The 19,617-nt window shown below is 60.5% G+C and carries 16 protein-coding genes; 5 read left to right on the top strand and 11 right to left on the bottom strand.

Going from position 1 to position 19,617, the window contains the following annotated elements:
• The coding region (gene ppnN / locus ACCD02_RS06595) for a nucleotide 5'-monophosphate nucleosidase PpnN (protein ID WP_413299603.1) at positions 1–1,331 on the bottom strand (1,331 nt) is incomplete at its 3' end.
• A gap of 322 nt (positions 1,332–1,653) precedes the next feature.
• Here ppnN and ACCD02_RS06590 point away from each other — a divergent pair.
• The gene (locus ACCD02_RS06590; protein ID WP_413299601.1) at positions 1,654–2,901 is read left to right on the top strand and encodes an aspartate aminotransferase family protein; all 1,248 of its coding nucleotides are present in this window, start codon (positions 1,654–1,656) and stop codon (positions 2,899–2,901) included.
• 153 nt (positions 2,902–3,054) lie between these two features.
• A complete protein-coding gene (locus ACCD02_RS06585) occupies positions 3,055–3,747 on the top strand; it encodes a YoaK family protein (protein WP_413299599.1) in 693 nt (230 codons plus the stop codon).
• An 11-nt stretch (positions 3,748–3,758) separates the two neighbouring features.
• Here the strand turns inward: ACCD02_RS06585 and ACCD02_RS06580 are convergent, their stop codons facing one another.
• The 3 genes from ACCD02_RS06580 to ACCD02_RS06570 form a co-directional block, all read right to left on the bottom strand.
• Positions 3,759–4,817, bottom strand: a complete 1,059-nt coding sequence (locus tag ACCD02_RS06580) for an ABC transporter ATP-binding protein (protein WP_413299597.1) — start codon at positions 4,815–4,817, stop codon at positions 3,759–3,761.
• Complete coding sequence (locus tag ACCD02_RS06575) at positions 4,814–6,322, bottom strand: ABC transporter permease (RefSeq protein ID WP_413299629.1); 1,509 nt, start codon at positions 6,320–6,322, stop codon at positions 4,814–4,816. Before ACCD02_RS06575 ends, ACCD02_RS06580 begins: the two co-directional genes overlap by 4 nt.
• A 108-nt stretch (positions 6,323–6,430) precedes the next feature.
• The gene (locus ACCD02_RS06570) at positions 6,431–7,393 is read right to left on the bottom strand and encodes an iron ABC transporter substrate-binding protein (protein WP_413299627.1); all 963 of its coding nucleotides are present in this window, start codon (positions 7,391–7,393) and stop codon (positions 6,431–6,433) included.
• A gap of 318 nt (positions 7,394–7,711) precedes the next feature.
• Here ACCD02_RS06570 and ACCD02_RS06565 point away from each other — a divergent pair, with 318 nt between their 5' ends.
• The 3 genes from ACCD02_RS06565 (at position 7,712) to ACCD02_RS06555 (ending at position 11,873) form a co-directional block, all read left to right on the top strand.
• Positions 7,712–8,977 (top strand): sensor histidine kinase, encoded by a 1,266-nt coding sequence (locus ACCD02_RS06565; protein ID WP_413299595.1) that lies wholly within the window; start codon positions 7,712–7,714, stop codon positions 8,975–8,977.
• 433 nt (positions 8,978–9,410) lie between these two features.
• Positions 9,411–10,088: a class I SAM-dependent methyltransferase gene (locus tag ACCD02_RS06560; RefSeq protein ID WP_413299593.1), complete on the top strand. Its 678-nt coding sequence runs from the start codon at positions 9,411–9,413 to the stop codon at positions 10,086–10,088.
• Positions 10,089–10,274: 186 nt separating this feature from the next.
• Positions 10,275–11,873: an ArnT family glycosyltransferase gene (locus ACCD02_RS06555; protein WP_413299625.1), complete on the top strand. Its 1,599-nt coding sequence runs from the start codon at positions 10,275–10,277 to the stop codon at positions 11,871–11,873.
• Between the two features lie 87 nt (positions 11,874–11,960).
• Here ACCD02_RS06555 and ACCD02_RS06550 read toward each other — a convergent pair whose 3' ends face one another.
• The 7 genes from ACCD02_RS06550 to arnC are packed head-to-tail and all read right to left on the bottom strand — an operon-like array spanning position 11,961 to position 19,616.
• The gene (locus ACCD02_RS06550; RefSeq protein ID WP_413299591.1) at positions 11,961–13,328 is read right to left on the bottom strand and encodes a UDP-glucose dehydrogenase family protein; all 1,368 of its coding nucleotides are present in this window, start codon (positions 13,326–13,328) and stop codon (positions 11,961–11,963) included.
• Positions 13,325–13,741 (bottom strand): 4-amino-4-deoxy-L-arabinose-phosphoundecaprenol flippase subunit ArnF, encoded by a 417-nt coding sequence (arnF, locus tag ACCD02_RS06545; protein WP_413299589.1) that lies wholly within the window; start codon positions 13,739–13,741, stop codon positions 13,325–13,327. The genes ACCD02_RS06550 and arnF overlap by 4 nt, the downstream gene beginning before the upstream one ends.
• Positions 13,738–14,082: a 4-amino-4-deoxy-L-arabinose-phosphoundecaprenol flippase subunit ArnE gene (gene arnE, locus ACCD02_RS06540; protein WP_413299587.1), complete on the bottom strand. Its 345-nt coding sequence runs from the start codon at positions 14,080–14,082 to the stop codon at positions 13,738–13,740. The genes arnF and arnE overlap by 4 nt, the downstream gene beginning before the upstream one ends.
• Positions 14,079–15,728 carry a lipid IV(A) 4-amino-4-deoxy-L-arabinosyltransferase gene (gene arnT, locus ACCD02_RS06535; protein ID WP_413299585.1) on the bottom strand — a complete coding sequence of 550 codons (1,650 nt, stop codon included), beginning with the start codon at positions 15,726–15,728 and terminating at the stop codon, positions 14,079–14,081. The genes arnE and arnT overlap by 4 nt, the downstream gene beginning before the upstream one ends.
• Positions 15,725–16,609 carry a 4-deoxy-4-formamido-L-arabinose-phosphoundecaprenol deformylase gene (gene arnD, locus ACCD02_RS06530; protein WP_413299583.1) on the bottom strand — a complete coding sequence of 295 codons (885 nt, stop codon included), beginning with the start codon at positions 16,607–16,609 and terminating at the stop codon, positions 15,725–15,727. The genes arnT and arnD overlap by 4 nt, the downstream gene beginning before the upstream one ends.
• Positions 16,609–18,600, bottom strand: a complete 1,992-nt coding sequence (gene arnA / locus ACCD02_RS06525) for a bifunctional UDP-4-amino-4-deoxy-L-arabinose formyltransferase/UDP-glucuronic acid oxidase ArnA (protein WP_413299581.1) — start codon at positions 18,598–18,600, stop codon at positions 16,609–16,611. The genes arnD and arnA overlap by 1 nt, the downstream gene beginning before the upstream one ends.
• On the bottom strand, positions 18,597–19,616 hold the full coding sequence (arnC, locus tag ACCD02_RS06520; RefSeq protein WP_413299579.1) for an undecaprenyl-phosphate 4-deoxy-4-formamido-L-arabinose transferase: 1,020 nt from the start codon (positions 19,614–19,616) through the stop codon (positions 18,597–18,599). Before arnC ends, arnA begins: the two co-directional genes overlap by 4 nt.
• Position 19,617 lies beyond the last annotated feature (1 nt).

The raw sequence follows: 19,617 nt of genomic DNA, 5'->3' as shown, positions 1-19,617 counted from the left end.
GGCAATTTCATGCGGTGTTGTTCGACGAAGGCGTTCAGCAGCTTGTCCAGGGGCTGCATGATCGTCGCGTCACCGTGTATTTCGTACGGGCCGTGTTCTTCGATCAGGCGGATGCCCTTGTCCTTGACGTTACCGGCGACGATGCCGGAGAACGCCCGGCGCAGATTGGCCGCCAGTTCATGGGCCGGCAGACTGTGGTCCAGCTGCAGGTTGGCCATGTTGGCGTGGGTCGGATCAAAGGGGCGCTGAAAGCTTTCTTCGATCTTCAACAGCCAGTTGAAATGGAAGGCGTCGTTGCGTTCGCGGCGGAACTGTTTGACCTGTTTAAGGCCCTGGGTCATGTGCCGCGCGACTTCGGCCGGATCATCGATGATGATCTGGTAGTGCGCCTTGGCCGCGTCGCCCAAGGTCGCGGCAACAAAGGCATCCAGCTGTTGCAGGTACGGGGCTGCATGTTTCGGCCCGGTGAGAATGACCGGGAAGGGCACGTCGCGGTTGTCCGGATGCATCAGGATGCCGAGCAGATACAGGAACTCTTCGGCGGTACCGGCGCCACCGGGAAAAATGATGATGCCGTGACCCACCCGAACGAAGGCTTCCAGGCGCTTTTCGATATCCGGCAGGATCACCAGTTCGTTGACGATAGGGTTGGGTGCTTCGGCGGCAATGATGCCCGGCTCGGTCAGGCCCAGGTAACGACCGGCGGTGATGCGTTGCTTGGCATGGGCGATAGTGGCGCCTTTCATCGGCCCCTTCATCACGCCCGGGCCGCAGCCAGTGCAGATATCCAGGCTGCGCAGGCCCAGTTCGTGGCCGACCTTCTTGGTGTATTTGTATTCTTCGGTATTGATCGAGTGACCGCCCCAACACACGACCATCTTCGGCTCGACGCCGGGACGCAGTGTGCGGGCGTTGCGCAGCAGGTGGAAGACGTAGTCGGTGATGCCCTGGGAACTGCTCAGGTCGATGCGCTGGCTGTCCAGTTCACTCTCGGTGTAGACGATGTCGCGCAGGGCGCTGAACAGCATTTCGCGGGTACTGGCGATCATCTCGCCATCGACGAAGGCATCGGCCGGAGCGTTGAGCAGCTCCAGGCGCACGCCGCGGTCCTGTTGGTGGATCAGTACGTCGAAGCTCTCGTAGGCTTCGAGAATGGTCTTGGCGTTATCGACGTGGGCGCCGGTGTTGAGGATGGCCAGGGCGCACTGGCGAAAAAGTTTGTAGACACTGCCTGAACCGGCGGCGCTGAGTTGCTGCACTTCACGCTGCGACAGGGTTTCCAGGCTGCCCTTGGGGCTGACCGAAGCATTGATGACGGGTCTTGATGCCATTCTGGGATCTCGGCAGGGACGCCACCGACCGAGCGCGGTCCGTGGCATCGGGGAATAATCTGAGGCGCACAGCAGGCGCAAGAGCGGTCATTTTCCTCGCTCCTTGGTCAGGAAAGCAAACCTGGCTGAAAATATCTACAACTAACGATTCCCTCATGGAATGAATCAACGATTTTATTTCGCTTGTTGCCAGGGCCCGATCATCGCTTAGATGGCAGCCTTTCCCTTGTCAGCAGGACGATTCGAGCATGGCCTTGCGTATCCGCGTTACCCACCTTTTGCCTGACTCACCGATCGCTTCGGCGAACGGGCAGGTGCGTGTATGAGCGCCGTCAGCCAGTCCGTTTCCCATGTTCACCCGCTGAGTCTGAGCCATGGCCGCAATGCCGAGGTGTGGGACACCCAAGGACGGCGCTTTATTGATTTCGTCGGCGGCATCGGTGTGCTGAACCTCGGCCATTGCAATCCGCGGATAGTCGAGGCCATTACTCGCCAGGCCGGGCAGTTGACCCACTACTGCTTCAATGCCGTGCCTCACTTGCCGTACCAGCAATATATCGAGCGCCTGGCGGCGTTCATTCCGGTCAGTTATCCGGTCAGCGGCATGCTTACCAACAGCGGGGCGGAAGCGGCGGAGAACGCTCTGAAGATTGTCCGTGGCGCCACCGGTCGCACCGCAGTCATCGCCTTTGACGGTGCTTTCCATGGCCGCACCCTGGCGACCCTGAACCTCAATGGCAAGGTTGCGCCGTACAAGCAGAAAGTCGGGGTCTTGCCTGGTCCCGTATATCACCTGCCTTACCCCAGTGCCGACAACGGCGTCACGGCTGCCGAGGCGCTCAAGGCCATGGATCGGTTGTTCAGTGTCGAGATCGATATTGACGACGTCGCCTGTTTCATTGTCGAGGCCGTGCAGGGCGAGGGCGGTTTCCTCGCTCTGGACGTGGAGTTCGCTCAGGCTTTGCGGCGCTTTTGCGATGAAAAGGGCATCGTGCTGATCGTCGACGAAATCCAGTCCGGTTTCGGCCGCACTGGTGAGCGTTTCGCCTTCAGCCGCCTGGGGATCGAGCCTGACCTGATCCTGCTCGGCAAAAGCATTGCCGGCGGCGTGCCGCTGGGAGCGGTGGTCGGTCGCAAGGCACTGTTGGATGCCTTGCCCAAGGGCGGCCTGGGCGGCACATACTCGGGTAACCCGATTGCCTGTGCAGCGGCTCTGGCGACTCTGGATGAGATGACGGATGCCAACCTCGCCGCCTGGAGCAGCTTGCAGGCAGGCATGCTGGCCGAGCGTTATCAGGATTGGCAGGCGCGCAAGCTGTCGCCTTACCTCGGCCGTCTGACCGGTGTTGGCGCAATGCGTGGTATCGAGTTGCTGACCCCGCAAGGCAAGCCCGCCACCGCGCAACTTGCGCAATTATTGGAACTGGCACGTAACAACGGCCTGCTGCTGATGCCCAGTGGCAAGTCACGGCACATCATTCGTCTGCTGGCACCGCTGACTACCGAGGCGCATATCCTCAGCGAAGGCCTGGACATCCTGGAGCGCTGTCTGGGCCAGTTGCACGAATGATTTGAATGGATGTGCTATCTGTTGCCGCCGGGCATTGCGGCGCGGATACGAGCACCCCCATGATATCTGGTCAAGCACGGACCCGTAGGAGCTGCCGAAGGCTGCGAGCAGCTCCTGCGGGTGTTCGTCAACTCCAGACGGGGAACCTTCCCAATGCCCACCACGCCCCACCGCTCCGTCGCTCCGGCCCTGAGCTTCAACGGCGGCTTTGTCGACACCCTGGGTTTTCTTGCCCTGCAAGGGCTGTTCACTGCCCATGTCACCGGCAACTTCGTAACCCTGGGCGTGAGCATCGTGCACGGCACGTCAGGCGCAGTTGCCAAACTGCTGGCCTTGCCGGTGTTTGTGCTGGTAGTGGGGCTCAGCCATCTGGCTGCGGTGGTGATCAATCGCCGTGGCCTGGCGCCGCTGCGACCATTACTGTTCGCCCATACCGTGCTGCTGGCGCTGTTCGCCCTGTTGGGCGTGTGCTTCGGACCGTTCAGCGACAGCGACAGCAGCCTGGCGTTGCTCACCGGCATGACCGGTGTTGCGGCCATGGCCATTCAGAACGCGGTGTCCCGCCAGCATATGAAAGGCGCGCCGCCCACTACCTTGATGACAGGTAATGTCACGCAACTTGCGGTGGATGTATTTGCCCTGCTCGAACAGCGCGACCCCGAGCAACGTGCCGCCATCCGCCTGCGCCTCAAGCCGGTGGTGCACAACCTGCTGGGTTTTGCCCTGGGCTGTATCGTCGCGGCGCTGGCTTATCTGGTTTGCGGCCTGTGGGGGCTGATCGTGCCTGTGGTGGTGGCTCTGGCCGTCTGTGTCTGCCTGTTCGGCAAGGAGGCCGATCCCGCCTGAGTCGGCATGACTCAGGCAAAGACATGGGCCTGGCCCTGGATGGAAAAACCGACCCGGCTGCCCACTGCGGGAATGTCGTGGCCTGGGCTGCGTACCACGATCGAGTGCGGCTTGACCGGTCGCGATGACAGTGGCGGATCAAGCTCCACAGTGACCAGGCAGTTGTTGCCCCCGAAATCGATATCCGTCACCCGCCCCTGGATGTTGCTCGTAGCCGCATGCGCCGGAATCAACAGGACCTGCTCCGGTCGCAGCATGATGCGCACCTGCCCCTGGCATAGCGCATCGCTGATCGACACCTGACCCAGGTCGCAATGAGCCAGGCCCTGATCCGCCAGCGCCGTGAATAGCAAGGCATCGCCGAGAAATACGGCGGTCTCTTCATCGACCGGATTCAGATACAGCGCCTGCGGTGCGCCCGCCTGGACCAGTCGGCCCTGACGCATGACCAGCAATTGATCGGCGAAAGACAGCGCCTCCGCTTGATCATGGGTGACCAGAATCGTTGCGATACCGGCCTCGGCCAGCACCTTGGTCACGCTTTTGCGCATGGCTGCGCGCAGGCCGGTATCAAGCGCCGAGAACGGTTCGTCCAGCAACATCAGGCGCGGCTGCTGGGCCAAGGCCCGGGCCAGGGCCACGCGCTGTTGCTGGCCGCCGGACAGTTCATGAGGCCAGCGGCTGGCCATGGCCGGATCCAGGGCGACCCGTTCGATCAATTCGGCGACTTGCTGACGCTTGCCAGCGCTGTTGCCGGGCAGGCCGAAGCCAATGTTGTCGGCCACGTTCAGATGCGGGAACAGCGCGCCGTCCTGGGGGACATAGCCGATATTGCGCTGATGAGCCGGGACTTCGCCCTGCTCATTGACCAGCCACTGGCCGTGCAGGGCGATGCGTCCGGAATCGGGGAATTCGAACCCGGCAATCATGCGCAGCAGGGTGGTCTTGCCCGAGCCGGACGGACCAACGATAGCGGTGCGGCTGCCCGGGGCAATGCTCAGGCTGACATCCTTGATGGCGGGCACGCCGCCGAAGGATTTATGGATAGCGTGGAGTTCCAGGGCGTTCATCGGCCTGCCGTGCGTTTGGATTGATGGTAAAGGAGGGCGGTCAACGGCAGCGACAGCAGCACCATGATCAAGGCATAGGGCGCTGCGGCAGCATAGTCGACTTCCGAGGTCATGGCCCAGAAGCCGGTGGCCAGAGTGCGGGTGCCACTGGGTGACAGCAATAGGGTTGCAGTCAGTTCATTGGTGATACCAAGGAACACCAGGGCCGCCCCGGCAGCTGCCGATGGCGCTGCAAGTTTCATGGTCACCCGCCACAGGGCCTGTGCTGGAGAGCGACCGAGACTGCGGGCGATATGTTCCAGCTCCACGGGTGCCTGGGCGATCCCCGCGCGCAAGCTGACCAACGCCCGGGGCAGGAACATCAGCAGATAGGCCAGCAGCACGGTCACAGCGGTCTGGTAGATCGGCCGGGCAAAATGAATGGTAATCGTCACCAACGCCAGGGCGACGACAATGCCCGGCAGGGAGCTGGCGATGTAATTGCAGCTTTCCAGCACGCGATGCAGGCGCCCCGGCGAACGCACCGACAGCCAGGCCACCGGGATCGCTGCACAGGTGGTCAGCAGGGCACCGAAGCTGGCCAGGACCAAGGTCTGCTGCAGGGCGTCGAGGATCTTCGCGCCATGCCAGGCTTGCACGCCGCCAGCGATCAGCCAGTTGCCGAGGGTCAGCAGCGGCACGCCCAGCGCCAGTGCACTGAGGCTGATCGGCAGCAGCAGGGCCAGACTGTTGCCCCGCGTGGTCAGTCGTTGCAGGCGTGGTTCACGAGCGCTGCCGGAGCCGACCCTGGCATAGCGGGCCTTGCCGCGCAGGATCGACTCCAGGCTAAGCAACAACAGGCAGCACAGTGCGAGGACCCCGGCCAGCATATTGGCGGCGGGGCCATTGAAGGACGACTGAAACTGATCAAGGATGGCCGTGGTAAAGGTGTCAAAGCGAATCATCGCGTACAGGCCGTATTCGGCCAGCAAGTGCAGACCGACCAGCAGCGAGCCGCCACAGATGGCCAGGCGCAATTGCGGGAGTACCACGCGACGGAACACCGCCCAGGGCTTCAGGCCCAGGGATTGGCCGACATCTTCGATGGCCGGATCGAGGCGCCGCAAAGACGCCGCGATGGGTAAATACAGGAAGGGAAAGTAGGCCAGCACGGAAATCAGCACCGCCGCAGGCAAACCATGCAGCGAAGGGGTCAGGCTGACCCAGGCATAACTGTGCACAAAGGCCGGTACGGCAATCGGCGCGGTCGCCAGCAGGGACCAGATGCGGCGTCCCGGCAGTTCGGTACGTTCGGTCAGCCAGGCCATGGCCACACCAAGCACAATGCACAGCGGGATAGTCAGCAGCACCAATACAAGGGTATTGAACAGCAGCTCCGCGACCCTTGGCCGAAACACCAGCTCGATGACCGTCGCCCAGCCCGTCTGGAAGGCGATGACCAGGATAAACCCGAGGGGCAGCAGCGCCAGCAGCGAGAGCCCGATGGCGCTGCTGCTGATCCACAGGGGCGGGCGCTTGCCATTGGAGCGTCGCGCACGCAAGGCCGCCGGGGTGGCGTACAAGGCCTCCCCGGCGGCGGTATGCGTCAGCGCTTGAGTAGACTCTGGCAGCACTTACAACAGTCCTGCCTGGGTCATCAGCTCAACGACTTTCTTGCTGTCCAGTTTCGAGCTGTCCAGTGCCGGAGCATCGAGCTGCTCCAGAGGTACCAGCTTGCTGTTGGACTGGGCACCTGCGCCAACGGCGTATTCAAACGAGTTGCCATCCTTGAGGATAGCCTGGCCTTGTTTGCCGGTGATCCATTTCAGCAGCGCCTGGGCCTGTTCCGGATGTTTGCTGGAGGCCAGCACGCCGCCGCCGGAGATGCTCATGTAAGCGCCCGGATCCTTGTGCTTGAAGTAGTACAGCGAGGTGTTCTTGCTGTTCTCACCGGTCTTGGACTGATCGATCAGGCTGTAATAATGGAAGATCACGCCACTGTCGATCTGCCCGGCATTGACCGCCTTGAGCACGGTGCCATTGCCACGATAGGCAGTGGCATTGGTTTTCATGCCTTTGAGCCATTCCAGTGTGGCGGCTTCACCCTTGAGAGCGAGCAGGGCGCCGACGATGGCCTGGAAGTCGGCACCGGCAGGCGAAGCGGCCCAGCGGCCTTTCCAGTTTGGCTGGGCAAGGTCCAGCAGGGACTTGGGCAGCTCAGCCTCTTTGAGTTTGTCCTTGTTGTAGACCAGTACGGTCGAACGCGCGGCGATGCCGACCCAGGTGCCATGGGCCGGGCGATACGGAGCGTCGACCTGGGACAGGGTGGCAGGCGCTACCGGAGCGAATAACCCGGCCTTGTCCACCAGCACCATCGAAGGCGAGTTTTCAGTCAGGAATACGTCGGCCGGCGAGGCTTTGCCTTCCTGGACGATCTGGTTGGCCATCTCGCTGTCATCGCCGTTGCGCAGGGTAACCTTGATGCCGGTTTCCTTGGTGAAGCCGTCGACCCAGGCCTGGGTCAGGCTTTCGTGCTGGGCGTTGTAGACGACGATGCCATCATCGGCGGCATATACACAGGACGTGCCCAGAAGCATGGCGGAGAACAGCACGCTATTGACGAATGAATGAGTCTTGCTAGGCATGTCGTGTCGATTCCTGACGGGGGGAGGGAGAATTGCCATATCTTAGCCAATGCGAATCATTAGCAGTTAAAAGTCGCAGCAAACTAATTCCAGGCATGAGAAAAAAACGTCAAAACCGTGTCGAATTCGTGTCAGTTGTTACAAAGCTGAAAAAGTCCGGGGATTTGACGAAACCATGACATCGCTCATTCGATAATCGTCACCTGCCGTTGACGTCGACAGGTTGGGTGTTGGTGTCGTCTACATGAGTATGGGTATGTCTGGACCCCGATGGATATCAAGCACAGCTTAAAACAACGAATCGTGATCGTTTTTGCCCTGATGAGCGCATTGGTGGCAGGGACCTTCGCGGCCGGCATCTTTGTCACCGTGCATATTGTCGAGAAGCGCCTGACTGCCATCAGTCTGGGGAGCGATCTGCGGCGCATGTTGACTCAGGATGATATGAACGCCTGGCGCCATCGCCCGGAAAAAGAAGAGTTGTTCTATGTCGAGGGCGGCCAGGGTGACCTTGCCCTCAGCGATGATCTCGTTGATCTGCAGCCTGGTTACCACGAGTTGGACCGGGGCAAGAAAAGCTATTACGTGATTGTGCAACGGGTTGATGATCGTCGTTATGTACTGCTGCGCGATCAGCGCAAGTTCGCCAAGCGTGAGCGTATCCTGTTCGGCGTGGTGTTCATCGGCTTTATCCTCAGCGTGTTGTTGGCAATCCTGCTGGGAAGGCTGCTGGCTTCGCGGGTCATGGCGCCGGTCATACGTCTGGCCAGGCAGGTCCGCCATCGCGACCAGATCCTCGAAGTGGCCCCCAGGCTGGCCGAGGATTATGCCAAGGACGAGGTCGGTGAATTGGCGTTGTCCTTCGACCAGACCCTTGGGCGTCTGCGTGCGGCCCTGCAGCGGGAGAAACTCTTTACCAGCGACGTCAGCCACGAGCTGCGCACGCCTTTGATGGTCCTGGCCAGTTCCTGCGAGCTGCTTTTGGAACACCCGGGCCTGGATTCGCGTTCGCGGACCCAGGTCAGCCGCGTCAGTCGGGCGACCCTGGGCATGCGGCAGCTGGTCGAGACCTTTCTGTTGCTGGCCCGCACGGAGGTCCAGGCACCACGGTCTGGCTGCCTGCAAAGTCTGAGTCAGGTCGCCGACGAGTTGCTGGAAACCTGGCGCCAACCCATTGAGGAAAAGGGCCTGCAGCTTATCTATGTGCCTTGTGCGTCGGCGACCGGGTTGTACAACCCGACTCTGTTGCAGTCGGTGATGGGCAACTTGCTGCGTAATGCCTGGCACTACACTGACACAGGCTTCATTCGCCTGACGCTCAGCGAGCACGGTTTTACGGTCGAGGACAGTGGTATCGGTATTCCCCTGGAGAAACAGCAGGCCATGTTCCAGCCCTTTGTTCGCGGCGATGAGCAGCGCGGCGAAGGGCTCGGTCTGGGCTTGTCACTGGTACAGCGGATTTGCGACAACCAGCGCTGGACGGTTTCCCTGACCACTCGCGAACCTCACGGCTGCTGCTTTACGGTGGGGCTGTAGCGCGACCGATGTAACTATGTCTGCGCAGGAGCGGCCTTAGCCGCAAGGGCGCCTGCGGCTGGAGCTGCTCTTATCGGACAACGCCTGACCTGCTGAAACACGGGAACTCGCTACAGGGTCCAGTCCTGCTTCCCCGCCAGGGAGTGCCGCGCGACAGCACGACGTCGCGGACGCGGCGAGATTTTCTAGAGAAAACGCATCCAGTTCGATCTGTAGTGATACGGACACGTTTTTGTCGCTGTTATAGGAGGGGAAGTGTGCGACAAGTTTAACTGGATATATATCTTGTTACATATTTATATGGCCGTTCGTCGATGTGTAAGTTAATCATTACATTGATTTTTTGAAGTTGATGAAATTTTCACATGTGCACAACTTATTGTTTACGTCATATCGATTAGAGTGCATTGCACGCTCAAGGAGGCAACTTGCCATGACTCAGATCAAACTCAAGTTTTCCGAAAAGTATAACGACGAACACGCACAACAATACTTGCACAAACACCGTAATGGTCTTTCACGTCGACTGTCCAACTGGCGGGATATGCAACTGGCCCGCAAGGCGCTGGAAATAGCCGGTGATCCTGGACTGGTTCTGGACCTGCCCTGCGGGGCCGGGCGCTTCTGGCCGGTGCTGGCGGAAAAGAAAAACCGCGTGATCATGGCCGCCGATAATTCGGAAAGCATGCTGCGTACGGCCGCCAGTGGTCAGTCGATGGAGATCGTTGAGCGTATCGAGTTGAGGCAGATGTCGGCGTTTGATACCGGTCTGTCGGACAATTCGGTCGACACCATTTTCTGCATGCGCCTGCTGCACCATATCGGTGAAGCCGAGCACCGCAAGGCGCTGCTGGCAGAGTTCCATCGCGTGACCCGCGAGACGGTGATCATATCCTTATGGGTCGATGGCAACTTCAAGTCCTGGCGACGCAAGCAACAGGAGAGGAAACGCCTGGAGCAAAACAAGGTACATGGCTATCAGAACCGTTTTGTTCTGCCCGAGGCGACCGTCGAGGCCGAGTTCACTCAGGCCGGGTTCGATATCCAGGCCCGTCTGGATTTCATTCCGCTGTATGCCATGTGGCGGGTGTATGTTTTGCGCAAACGGTGAAGGGCAGGTTGGCATTTATTAACGGTGCAACGGGTCCATTGATTAATTTATGTGCATTGAACCGAACAAGCAGGTAAAACCCTGTCTACCGTCCGGTTCTTTCGACAGCGCCGGGAGGAACAGGTGATTCATTGAGAATAAGGAAAGTGTGCAGTGTCATTCTTCGCATCTGGTCGGAACTCTGTTCTGTCTGCCCCTGATATTCATCTGCATGCCATATTGGTCGGTGTGCTGGCATTGATCGTGTTTATTGTCGGTGATCCGCATCAGGCGGCCATCGGCTTCGATTCACGTTTTGTCCTGTTTGCCCAGGAAATGCTTCGCCACGGTCCCGGCTTTTTTCCGACCACCTATGGCGAGCCCTACGCGGATTACAGTTCCACTTCGACCTTCCTTATCTATCTGTTCTCGTTGCCGCTGGGACGGGTGACCAGCCTGACGGCCTGGTTGCCCACGGCCATCTCCTCGGCCTTGCTGGTCATGCTGATGTACCGCCTGCTGGCGCCGTACTCGCGACAGTGGGCGTTGCTCAGCATCACCCTGCTGATGCTCAGCACCACCTTTATCAGCGAGACGCGTGCCGTTTCCCTGGACCAGATGCTCGCCACTGTTGCCTTTGCCGTGTTCTACCTGGGCTACGCCGCCGATCATTTCGGTAAATCCCGGCGCCTGCCCTGGATCTTTGTTCTGCTGGTGCTGGGCTTTGCCATTCGCGGACCGATAGGACTGGTTGTGCCGACGGGGATCCTGTGCAGCTATTACATGCTCAACGGACAGTGGCGGCGCATGTTTATTTTCGGGGTCGTCGCAACCGTGCTACTGGCAGCCTGCATCGCGTTGTTGCTGCTGCTGGCCAAGGTCAGTGGCGGCGGCGATTTCGTCGCTGAAGTGGTGCGCATGCAGTTCACTTCGCGGATGGATGGCAGCGAAGGGACAAGCAGCCCGACCTATTACTTCACCAGTTCCCTGGGCAACTTTGCCATTGCCTACCCCTTGGCCATTGTCGTGCTGTTGACGCTCGTGTTGAGCCGCTGGCGCCATCAGGGGCCGGAGTTGCGCCTGGTGTGGGCCTGTCTGGCGGCGGGGCTGATCGTCATGGTCGGCCTGTCGGTGCCCCAGGCCAAGAAAGCCCGCTACATGCTGCCGATGGTGCCCATGGCCGCGATCATCGCGGCGTATCCTTTCCAGGCGGTCGGCAACCGGTGGCTGGTCGGGCTGCGGGCTCTGGTCATGGCCATTCTCTGTGTGCTACCGGGGCTGTTCATCGGTTTGCTGCTGGTGGCTCGCCAGCGCTTTCCCGAGCAGTTGACCAGCATCGGCGGCGTGCTGGTTTTCCTCGGGTTGTTGCAGATTCTTGCCCTGGCTTCGCTGTTCAGGCCACGGCTGCGAGTCTACAGTCTGGCGGCGTGTGCAGTGCTGGCGGTGTGGTCGAGTTACATCTGGGTGTTCGAACCGGTCGAGCGCAATCTGTATGACACTCGCAGCTTTAGCCTGGAGGCGGACCAGGTCATGCAGAAGGACCCGCTGCCCCTGGTCCTGCATGTCATGGGCAAGGACGCCAAGGCGATCAAGTTCATGGTCAACCTGGATCATGACCTGCAGCCGCAGTTCACCCAGACGCCACAGCAGTTGGCGGCGGTGACCGAGCCGGCCTATGTGATGATGAGCAACGCCAGTTACATGGCCTTGCAGGGCACTCGGATGGCTGACTCGCCGGTGTTGCTGCACGGGCGATTCGATAAGGAAGACTATGTGTTGCTGAAGGTGAATGGGCCGGTCAGGTAGGAGCCATCGCCTTGGTAAGCAGGGGGACGCGGTACGTCGGGTATAACGCCTCGCGACCCCGTTTGCTCTCCTGGCTTGCCACCTGTATTACGCGGCGACCCACTGATGCTGCGGAATCGGCAGGCTGCACGATTCGCCACGGCCGATCGGGAAGTAGTGGAAGCCATTGGCGGACAGGCGCTCGGTGTCGTAGAGGTTACGGCCATCGAAGATCACCGGAGCGCTGAGGCGTTGCTGAATCAGGTCGAAGTCCGGCGCTTTGAACTGCTGCCACTCGGTGCAGACGATCAACGCATCGGCGCCATTGAGGGCAGACTCCGGGGTGCCCATCAGCATCAGGTCCGGATGGTTACCATAGAGACGCTGAGTCTCCTGCATGGCTTCCGGGTCAAAGGCGCGAATGCTGGCGCCAGCCGCCCACAGTGCTTCCATCAGTACCCGACTCGGGGCGTCGCGCATGTCGTCGGTGTTTGGCTTGAAGGCCAGGCCCCAGATAGCGAAGGTCTTGCCGCGCAGATCGCCCTTGTAGAAGGCATTGACCCGATCGAATAGCTTGTTCTTCTGGCGCTCATTAATGTTTTCTACCGCGCGCAACAGGTCGTTGGAGCAGTGGGCTTCAGTGGCGCTGTGGATCAGGGCGCGAATGTCCTTGCCGAAGCATGAGCCGCCGTAGCCGCAGCCGGGATAGATGAAGTCATAGCCGATACGCGAGTCGGCGCCGATGCCCAGGCGCACGGATTCGATATCGGCGCCCAGGTGTTCGGCCAGTTCGGCGATCTGGTTGATAAAGCTGATCTTGGTCGCCAGCATGCAGTTGGCGGCGTATTTGGTCAGCTCGGCACTGCGTCGGTCCATGAACATGATGCGGTCGTGGTTGCGGTTGAACGGGGCATATAGCTCGCGCATGACCTTTTGCACTTCATCATTTTCACAGCCGATGACGATGCGGTCCGGGCGACGACAATCATTGACGGCAGAGCCTTCCTTGAGGAATTCGGGGTTGGATACCACATCGAATTGCAGAATCCTGCTGCCTTGGCGCAACGCTTTCTCAATGCAGTTAACCAAGGCGTCACCGCTGCCGACCGGTACCGTCGACTTTTCCACTACAATCACCGGCTCGACACGGTGACGGGCGATAGCTTCACCGACGGCGAAGAAGCCGCTCAGGTCCGCTGAGCCATCTTCCTGGGGCGGAGTGCCTACGGCGATGAACAACACTTCGCCATGTTCTACCGCGAGCTTTTCTTCACAGGTGAAGCGCAGGCGGTTTTTTTCCAGGTTCTCCTTCACCAGACTGGCCAGCCCAGGTTCGAAGATGCTGACCTGGCCTTGGCGCAGTTGCTCAACCTTGGCCTGGTCGATGTCCATACAGATCACGTCATGGCCGACCTCAGCCAACACTGTGGCCTGCACCAGACCTACATATCCGCTACCGAAGACACTGATTTTCATGGGGTTAGATCCTGGGTTTCATTACGAGGAGTGCGGCGAAAATTGATCGTCAGTACGCCAGCGACGATCAGGCTGACGCCCAGCGTCCGGGAGACGCTGAACGCTTCATGGAAAAATGGCAGGCACGCGGCGATCAGGTAGACCAGCGCGTAACTGAGGCTCAACAGTGAATAGGCGCGGCTCAGGGGCAGCTCGCGCAGGGCCAGCAACCAGCACAGCATGGACAGGGCATAGGCGAGGATGGCAATGGCGACTACTACCAGTGGCGCGACCTGCAACAGACCCTGGCTCAAGGCTTCGGGCCACTGTTCAGGCGTGGGCAGGCGCAACATGCTCCAGCGCATGCCAAGTTGAGCGGCGCTGACCAGCACGACGCTGCTCATGGCCAGGGCAATGCCTGACGTGCGGCTCATGCCTGGCGCCCCAGCAGCACGACGCCAATGAGAATCAGGGCGATGCCCAGCCAGTGCCGGGCGTCGACCTTTTCCTTGAACAGGTAGCGGCTGGTCAGGGTAATCAGCACGAAGTTCAGGCTCAGCATCGGATAGGCGATGCTGACCTCAAGCCGCTGAAGGACCAGCAGCCAGACCAGCAGACCCAGGCCCAGACACAACAAGGCCAACCACAGCCAGGTGTTTGTCATTGCCCTGGCTATACCAGGAAAACCACTGCGCCATTGTTCCACTGCCAGCTTTTGCGCAATCTGCCCAAGGCAGGTGAGCAGGCAGGCGGTCAACAGCAATACCAGGCTCATGGTGCGGTTTTCTCGAACAGGAGAATCAGCATGTTGCCCTGGGCAAAGCGCTTGCCGTCTTTTGGCAGCAGATCGATTTCCTGTTTTTCGGCATCGCCATCGCCACGGATGACCACGCCGACGGAGCCCTTGCGCCGAGCCTGATCCATCCAGGTCTGGACCGTGTTGAGATCGACCTTGCGGGCCTCGCCTTCAGGGTAGTCAAGCCCATACTCCAACTCGCCTACGGTGTTATAGAAGACCACGTCGTTGCGCTTGAGAGTCCAGGCCAGAGACGAGGCCGCGCCCAGGTCGTTGGACAGCAGACTGGTACTGGTCGCCAGTTCCTGTTCGTGTTGTTGAATGAAGAGCTGCGGGGTTTTGCTCAGGACCGTGGCCTTGGGCAGGGCATTAGGCAGCAGCGCCACCAGCAGGCCGATACCCAGGGCCGGGCTGGCCCAGCCACGGGCCGGACGCAGGGCCTGGAACAGGTTCGTCAAGACCCAGCCCGTCAACACGATGATCAGCAGCAGCTTGGCGACAGGCTCCTGGTTATAAACCGGTTGCTTGAATTGCAGCCAAGTCAGTGCAACCAGGCCAATCGCGCCCAGCAGGGCATTGAGCAACCCGTTCAGGCGCAGTGCTCCCAGGCGCTGATGCTGTAACAGGTTGACCACCGTATGGCCCATGAGCAGGGCCAGGGGGACCAGGCACGGCATGATGTAGGTAGGCAGCTTGCCCCGGCTCAGGCTCAGGAACGCCAGGGGCAGCAGCACCCAAAGCAGCAGGAAGCCGACAGACGCCAGGCGTTTATCCTGCCAGCTCTGTTTTATCGTGGCGGGCAGAAGTGCTGCCCAAGGCAGGCTCGAGACCACCAGGATCGGCAGGTAGAACCAGATCGGCTGAGCGTGCTGAGCGTCTTCGGCGGCAAAACGGCGGATATGTTCATGCCAGAAGAAGAACCGCCAGTAGTCCGGTTCCCTGCCATGCACAACCAAAACCCAGGGCAGGCAGACGGCAATGGCGACTGTCACGGCCAGAGGACCGTACTTGAGCAGTTCACCCAGGCGTCGCTGCCAGGCCATGTAGGGCAGGGCAATCAGCACCGGGAACAGCCAGGCCAAGAAGCCCTTGGTCATGAAGCCCATGCCGCAGGCAACGCCGAGCAGCGCCCAGTAACCCAATCGCCGGTTGCCCGTGCTGCCCTGGGCCAGCCAGAAGGCCAGCAGGCTAAGGTTGACCCACAGGCTGAACTGCGGATCGAGATTGGCGTAGCCGGCTTGCCCGGCGATCAGGCCGAAGCTCATGTAGATCAGGGCGCAGGCGAAGCTTTTGCGCGGGTCGTTCCATAGATGTCGGGCCAGCAACCAGGCGATCAATACACTGAGACCGGTGCTCAGGGCCGAGGCGATGCGCACGCCGAACAGATTCTCACCGAACAGTGCCTGGCCCAAGGAGATCAGCCAGTAGCCGGCGGCCGGTTTTTCAAAGTAACGCAGGCCCATGAAGTGCGGTGCTGCCCAGTTACCGCTATGGAGCATTTCCTGGCTGATCTGGGCGTAGCGGGTTTCGTCCGGAATCCACAGGCCGTGGCTGGCCAGTGGCAACAGATAGGCGAGCACGAAGGCCAGCAGCAGTAAGGGGATGTACCAGTTTCGGGTGGTCATGCTTGTTGCACTCCCAGCCAGCCTTCACGACCACTGAGGGTGCCACGGCTCAGGCGGGCTGTCGGTAGACTGTCTAGATCCTCGGGCAACAGTTCGCCCAGGGGACAGAAATGAATATTGCGCTCGCGGGCCTGGGCCAGCAGTTGCCGAAAGTCATCGGCCAGCAGAATGCCTTCCACTTCCGCGTGGACGGTGTAGACGTTCAGGCCATCGGGCTTGAAGCGCTCCAGAATGAAACGATTGAAGTCACGGCTGGCCAGATCGGCGCCGACGACTTCATCGTAAGTGGGCAGATCGACCGGGACCTGCACAGTGCCCGGGCGCCCGTTGCGCAGGGTCGGACGAAACAGGCTGGTGCCCCGGCAGTCACTGTTGTAGCGCAGGTTGAAACCTTGTTTGGCCTGCACCACATGTTCGTCGGCGCGCCAACCGGCGGCAGCGGAGCAGGTCACGGGCTCACCGAGGATAGCGCTGAGGCAGTCCAGGCCCTGGCGCATCTGTTCGGTCAGTTGTTCCTCGCTCCAGCGTCCGGCGTTGGCCTGCCAGCCGTGGTGATCCCAGGCATGCAGGCCGACCTCATGGCCGGCGTCCCGGGCCTGGCGCATCAGATGGCCGAAGTCCTTGCCGATCGGCTTGCCCGGCCAGGCGGTACCGGCCAGCAGAATGTCCCAGCCATACAGGCTGGCAGCTTTGGAACGAAGCATCTTCCAGAAAAACTGCGGGCGGATCAGGCGCCATAAATGGCGCCCCATGTTGTCCGGACCCACGCTGAAGAAAAACGTCGCCTTGATCTGTGCTTCAGCCAGTATCTCCAACAGCTGCGGCACCCCGTCGCGCGTGCCGCGGTAGGTGTCGACATCAATTCGCAAACCCGCTTGCATCAACGCTTTTCCGCTTTTTCGGCCATGGCTTCACGCAGGAAAAAGTCCAGTGTCTTGCCGATGGTTTCGCTCAGTTCGATGCCCGGCTTCCAGTCGATCAGACGACGGGCGTTGTCGATGCTTGGCTTGCGGTGGCTGACGTCCTGGTAGCCTTTGCCATAGAAAGACTGGCTTTCGACTTCGCGGAAACCGGCAAACGGTGGGAAGTTACTGCGCAGTGGATGAGCCTCGAACTGCCGCAGCAGCTCTTCGCCCAGTTGGCGGATGCTGGCTTCGTTGTCCGGGTTGCCGATATTGATGATCTGGCCGTTGCAGGCATCGCCACGGTTTTCAATGATCCGGGCCAGTGCCTCGATGCCGTCGACGACGTCGGTGAAGCAGCGTTTTTGTGCCCCCCCGTCGACCAGACGAATCGGCGTGCCTTCCACCAGGTGCAGGATCAATTGGGTAATGGCCCGCGAACTGCCAATACGCGCCGAGTCGAGGCGGTCCAGGCGCGGCCCCATCCAGTTGAACGGACGGAACAGGGTGAACTTCAGGCCTTTCTGGCCGTAGGCCCAGATGACCCGGTCAAGCAGTTGTTTGGATACCGAGTAGATCCAGCGCTGCTTGTTGATCGGGCCGACCACCAGGTTAGAGGTGTCCTCGTCAAAGCTTGGGTCCTGGCACATGCCATAGACTTCCGAGGTCGACGGGAAAATCACCCGCTTGTTGTACTTGACGCAGTAGCGGACGATTTTCAGGTTTTCTTCGAAATCCAGTTCGAATACGCGCAATGGATTGCGGGTGTATTCGATCGGCGTGGCGATGGCAACCAGGGGCAGAATCACGTCGCACTTCTTGATGTGATACTCGATCCACTCGGTATGGATGCTGATATCGCCTTCAATGAAGTGGAAGTTTGCATTGCTGCGCAGGCGCTCGATGGCGTCGCAGCCGATATCCATGCCGTAGACTTCGTAGCGGTCGTCCCGCAGCAGGCGCTCGGACAGGTGGTTGCCGATAAAACCGTTGACGCCGAGGATCAGCACACGAGTGCGACGCACCGGTTTGACGCTGTCGTTGCTGACCAACCGTGAGCCTGCCACCAGACCGAACTCACGGGCCAGTTGCGGGCCACTGAGGTACAGACCATCGTCACCACGCTGACCGGCGCTGATGATCAGCGAGCCTTCGCCGCAGGCGACACGCAATGGGTCGCAACTGATCACGGTGCCGGGGGCCAGGCCTTCGTTGCCGCTCTGGACCTTGGCGCTCCAGACGACCAGTTTGTGCTCGCCCGCCAGATAGAACGCACCGGGGTAGGGCTGGGTAACAGCTCGCACAAGGTTATGCAGGGTGGTGGCGGGCAGGTGCCAGTCCATGCGGCCATCGGCCGGTGTGCGGCGGCCGAAGTAGCTGGCCAGGGACTCGTCCTGCGCCGTGCCGTTGAGTTGTCCACGACCCAGCACAGGCAGGGTTTCCGACAGCAGTTCAGCGGCCGCCTGACGCAGTTTGCCGTGCAGGCTCAGGGCGTCGTCGCTGATATCGATGCTGACCCGTTGCTGAGCCAGGATGTCGCCCGCATCGGCGCGCTTGACCATCTTGTGCAGGGTAACGCCGGTTTCAGTTTCGCCGTTGACCAGCACCCAGTTGGCCGGGGCCCGGCCGCGATAGCGTGGCAGCAACGAGCCGTGCAGGTTGAAGCCGCCATTTTTTGCCTGGGCCAGCAGGGTGTCGCTGAGCAGGTGGCGATAGTAGAAGGAAAAGATGAAGTCAGGTGCCAGCTTGCCCACGCGCTCGATCCACAGCGGGTGGTTCACGTCTTCCGGAGCGTGCACGGGGATGTCGTGACGGGCGCAGAGCTGGGCGACAGAGGCGAAGAAGGTCTTCTCCTTCGGGTCATCGGCATGGGTGAATACCGCGCTGATCTCATAACCGGCATCCAGCAGAGACTGGATACCGACGCAACCGATATCGTGATAGGCGAAGACAACAGCTTTCAGGCTCATGGTGCAACCTTGCTCAAAGAAGAATGGAGAGTCGACGATTCGATGGTGGTGGTCGAAGGCGTGGGAGGGACGCTGCGTACGACTTTTTCGATGAAGAAACGCGGACGGGCGCGCACATCGCTGTACATGCGGCCCAGGTATTCGCCCAGCAGGCCCATGCCGATGAACTGGCCGCCGGTGAAGACGAACAGCACGGCGAACAATACGAAGCTGCCGTTACCCGCCCAGGGCGCGCCGAAGATCAGGCGCAGAACGATCAATGCCAGAGCGAACAGGCCGCCGAGCAGGGCCATGCTGAAACCAATGATGCTCAGCAGGCGCAGGGGCGTAGTGGTCATGCAGGTGATCAGATCGAACATCAGATTGATCAGGCGCATCGGGCTGTATTTGGAGTCGCCGTGCTCGCGCTCGGCGTGCTCGACCAGCACCTCGGTGGTGTGGCGGGCAAAACTGTTGGCCAGGATCGGGATGAAAGTGCTGCGTTCGCGGCAGGCCAGCATCGCGTCGACGATGGTTCGGCGATAGGCACGCAGCATGCAGCCGTAGTCGCTCATGGCGACCCCGGTGGAACGTTGCACGGCCAGGTTGATCAGGCGCGACGGCCAGCGGCGCCAGGCAGAGTCCTGACGGTTGTTGCGTACGGTGCCGACCACGTCGTAGCCCTGCTCGGCACACTTGACCAGGCGCGGGATTTCTTCGGGCGGGTTCTGCAGATCAGCATCCAGGGTGATCACGACGTCGCCCGTACACTGCTCGAAACCGGCCATGATCGCCGCGTGCTGGCCGTAGTTGCGATTGAGGATCACGGCCACGAACGGGCTGCCTTCGCGGGAGGCGGCGTCTTGCAGGATGTCGGCGGAATCATCACGGCTGCCATCGTCGACCAGTACGATTTCGTAGGCGTGGTCCAGCTGTGCGCAGGCTGCCTCGGTACGGCGCAGCAGTTCCGGAAGGCTTTCATGTTCGTTGTAGACCGGTATGACGACGGATACGCGGTTGATCGGATAAGGTCTCACA

Origin of the sequence: Pseudomonas sp. Pseusp88, assembly GCF_047303955.1 — a bacterium.
GTDB lineage: Bacteria > Pseudomonadota > Gammaproteobacteria > Pseudomonadales > Pseudomonadaceae > Aquipseudomonas.
This window is presented reverse-complemented; position numbering and strand designations above follow the sequence as displayed.

Bases quoted from the DNA above. Each gene is read 5' to 3' on its own strand.
- ACCD02_RS06570 (WP_413299627.1), bottom strand. From the start codon at position 7,393: ATGCTTCTGGGCACGTCCTGTGTATATGCCGCCGATGATGGCATCGTC.
- ACCD02_RS06560 (WP_413299593.1), top strand. From the start codon at position 9,411: ATGACTCAGATCAAACTCAAGTTTTCCGAAAAGTATAACGACGAACAC.
- ACCD02_RS06580 (WP_413299597.1), bottom strand. From the start codon at position 4,817: ATGAACGCCCTGGAACTCCACGCTATCCATAAATCCTTCGGCGGCGTG.
- ACCD02_RS06585 (WP_413299599.1), top strand. From the start codon at position 3,055: ATGCCCACCACGCCCCACCGCTCCGTCGCTCCGGCCCTGAGCTTCAAC.
- arnE (WP_413299587.1), bottom strand. From the start codon at position 14,082: ATGAGCCTGGTATTGCTGTTGACCGCCTGCCTGCTCACCTGCCTTGGG.
- arnF (WP_413299589.1), bottom strand. From the start codon at position 13,741: ATGAGCCGCACGTCAGGCATTGCCCTGGCCATGAGCAGCGTCGTGCTG.
- arnA (WP_413299581.1), bottom strand. From the start codon at position 18,600: ATGAGCCTGAAAGCTGTTGTCTTCGCCTATCACGATATCGGTTGCGTC.
- arnT (WP_413299585.1), bottom strand. From the start codon at position 15,728: ATGACCACCCGAAACTGGTACATCCCCTTACTGCTGCTGGCCTTCGTG.
- arnD (WP_413299583.1), bottom strand. From the start codon at position 16,609: ATGCAAGCGGGTTTGCGAATTGATGTCGACACCTACCGCGGCACGCGC.
- ACCD02_RS06590 (WP_413299601.1), top strand. From the start codon at position 1,654: ATGAGCGCCGTCAGCCAGTCCGTTTCCCATGTTCACCCGCTGAGTCTG.
- ACCD02_RS06565 (WP_413299595.1), top strand. From the start codon at position 7,712: ATGGATATCAAGCACAGCTTAAAACAACGAATCGTGATCGTTTTTGCC.
- ACCD02_RS06550 (WP_413299591.1), bottom strand. From the start codon at position 13,328: ATGAAAATCAGTGTCTTCGGTAGCGGATATGTAGGTCTGGTGCAGGCC.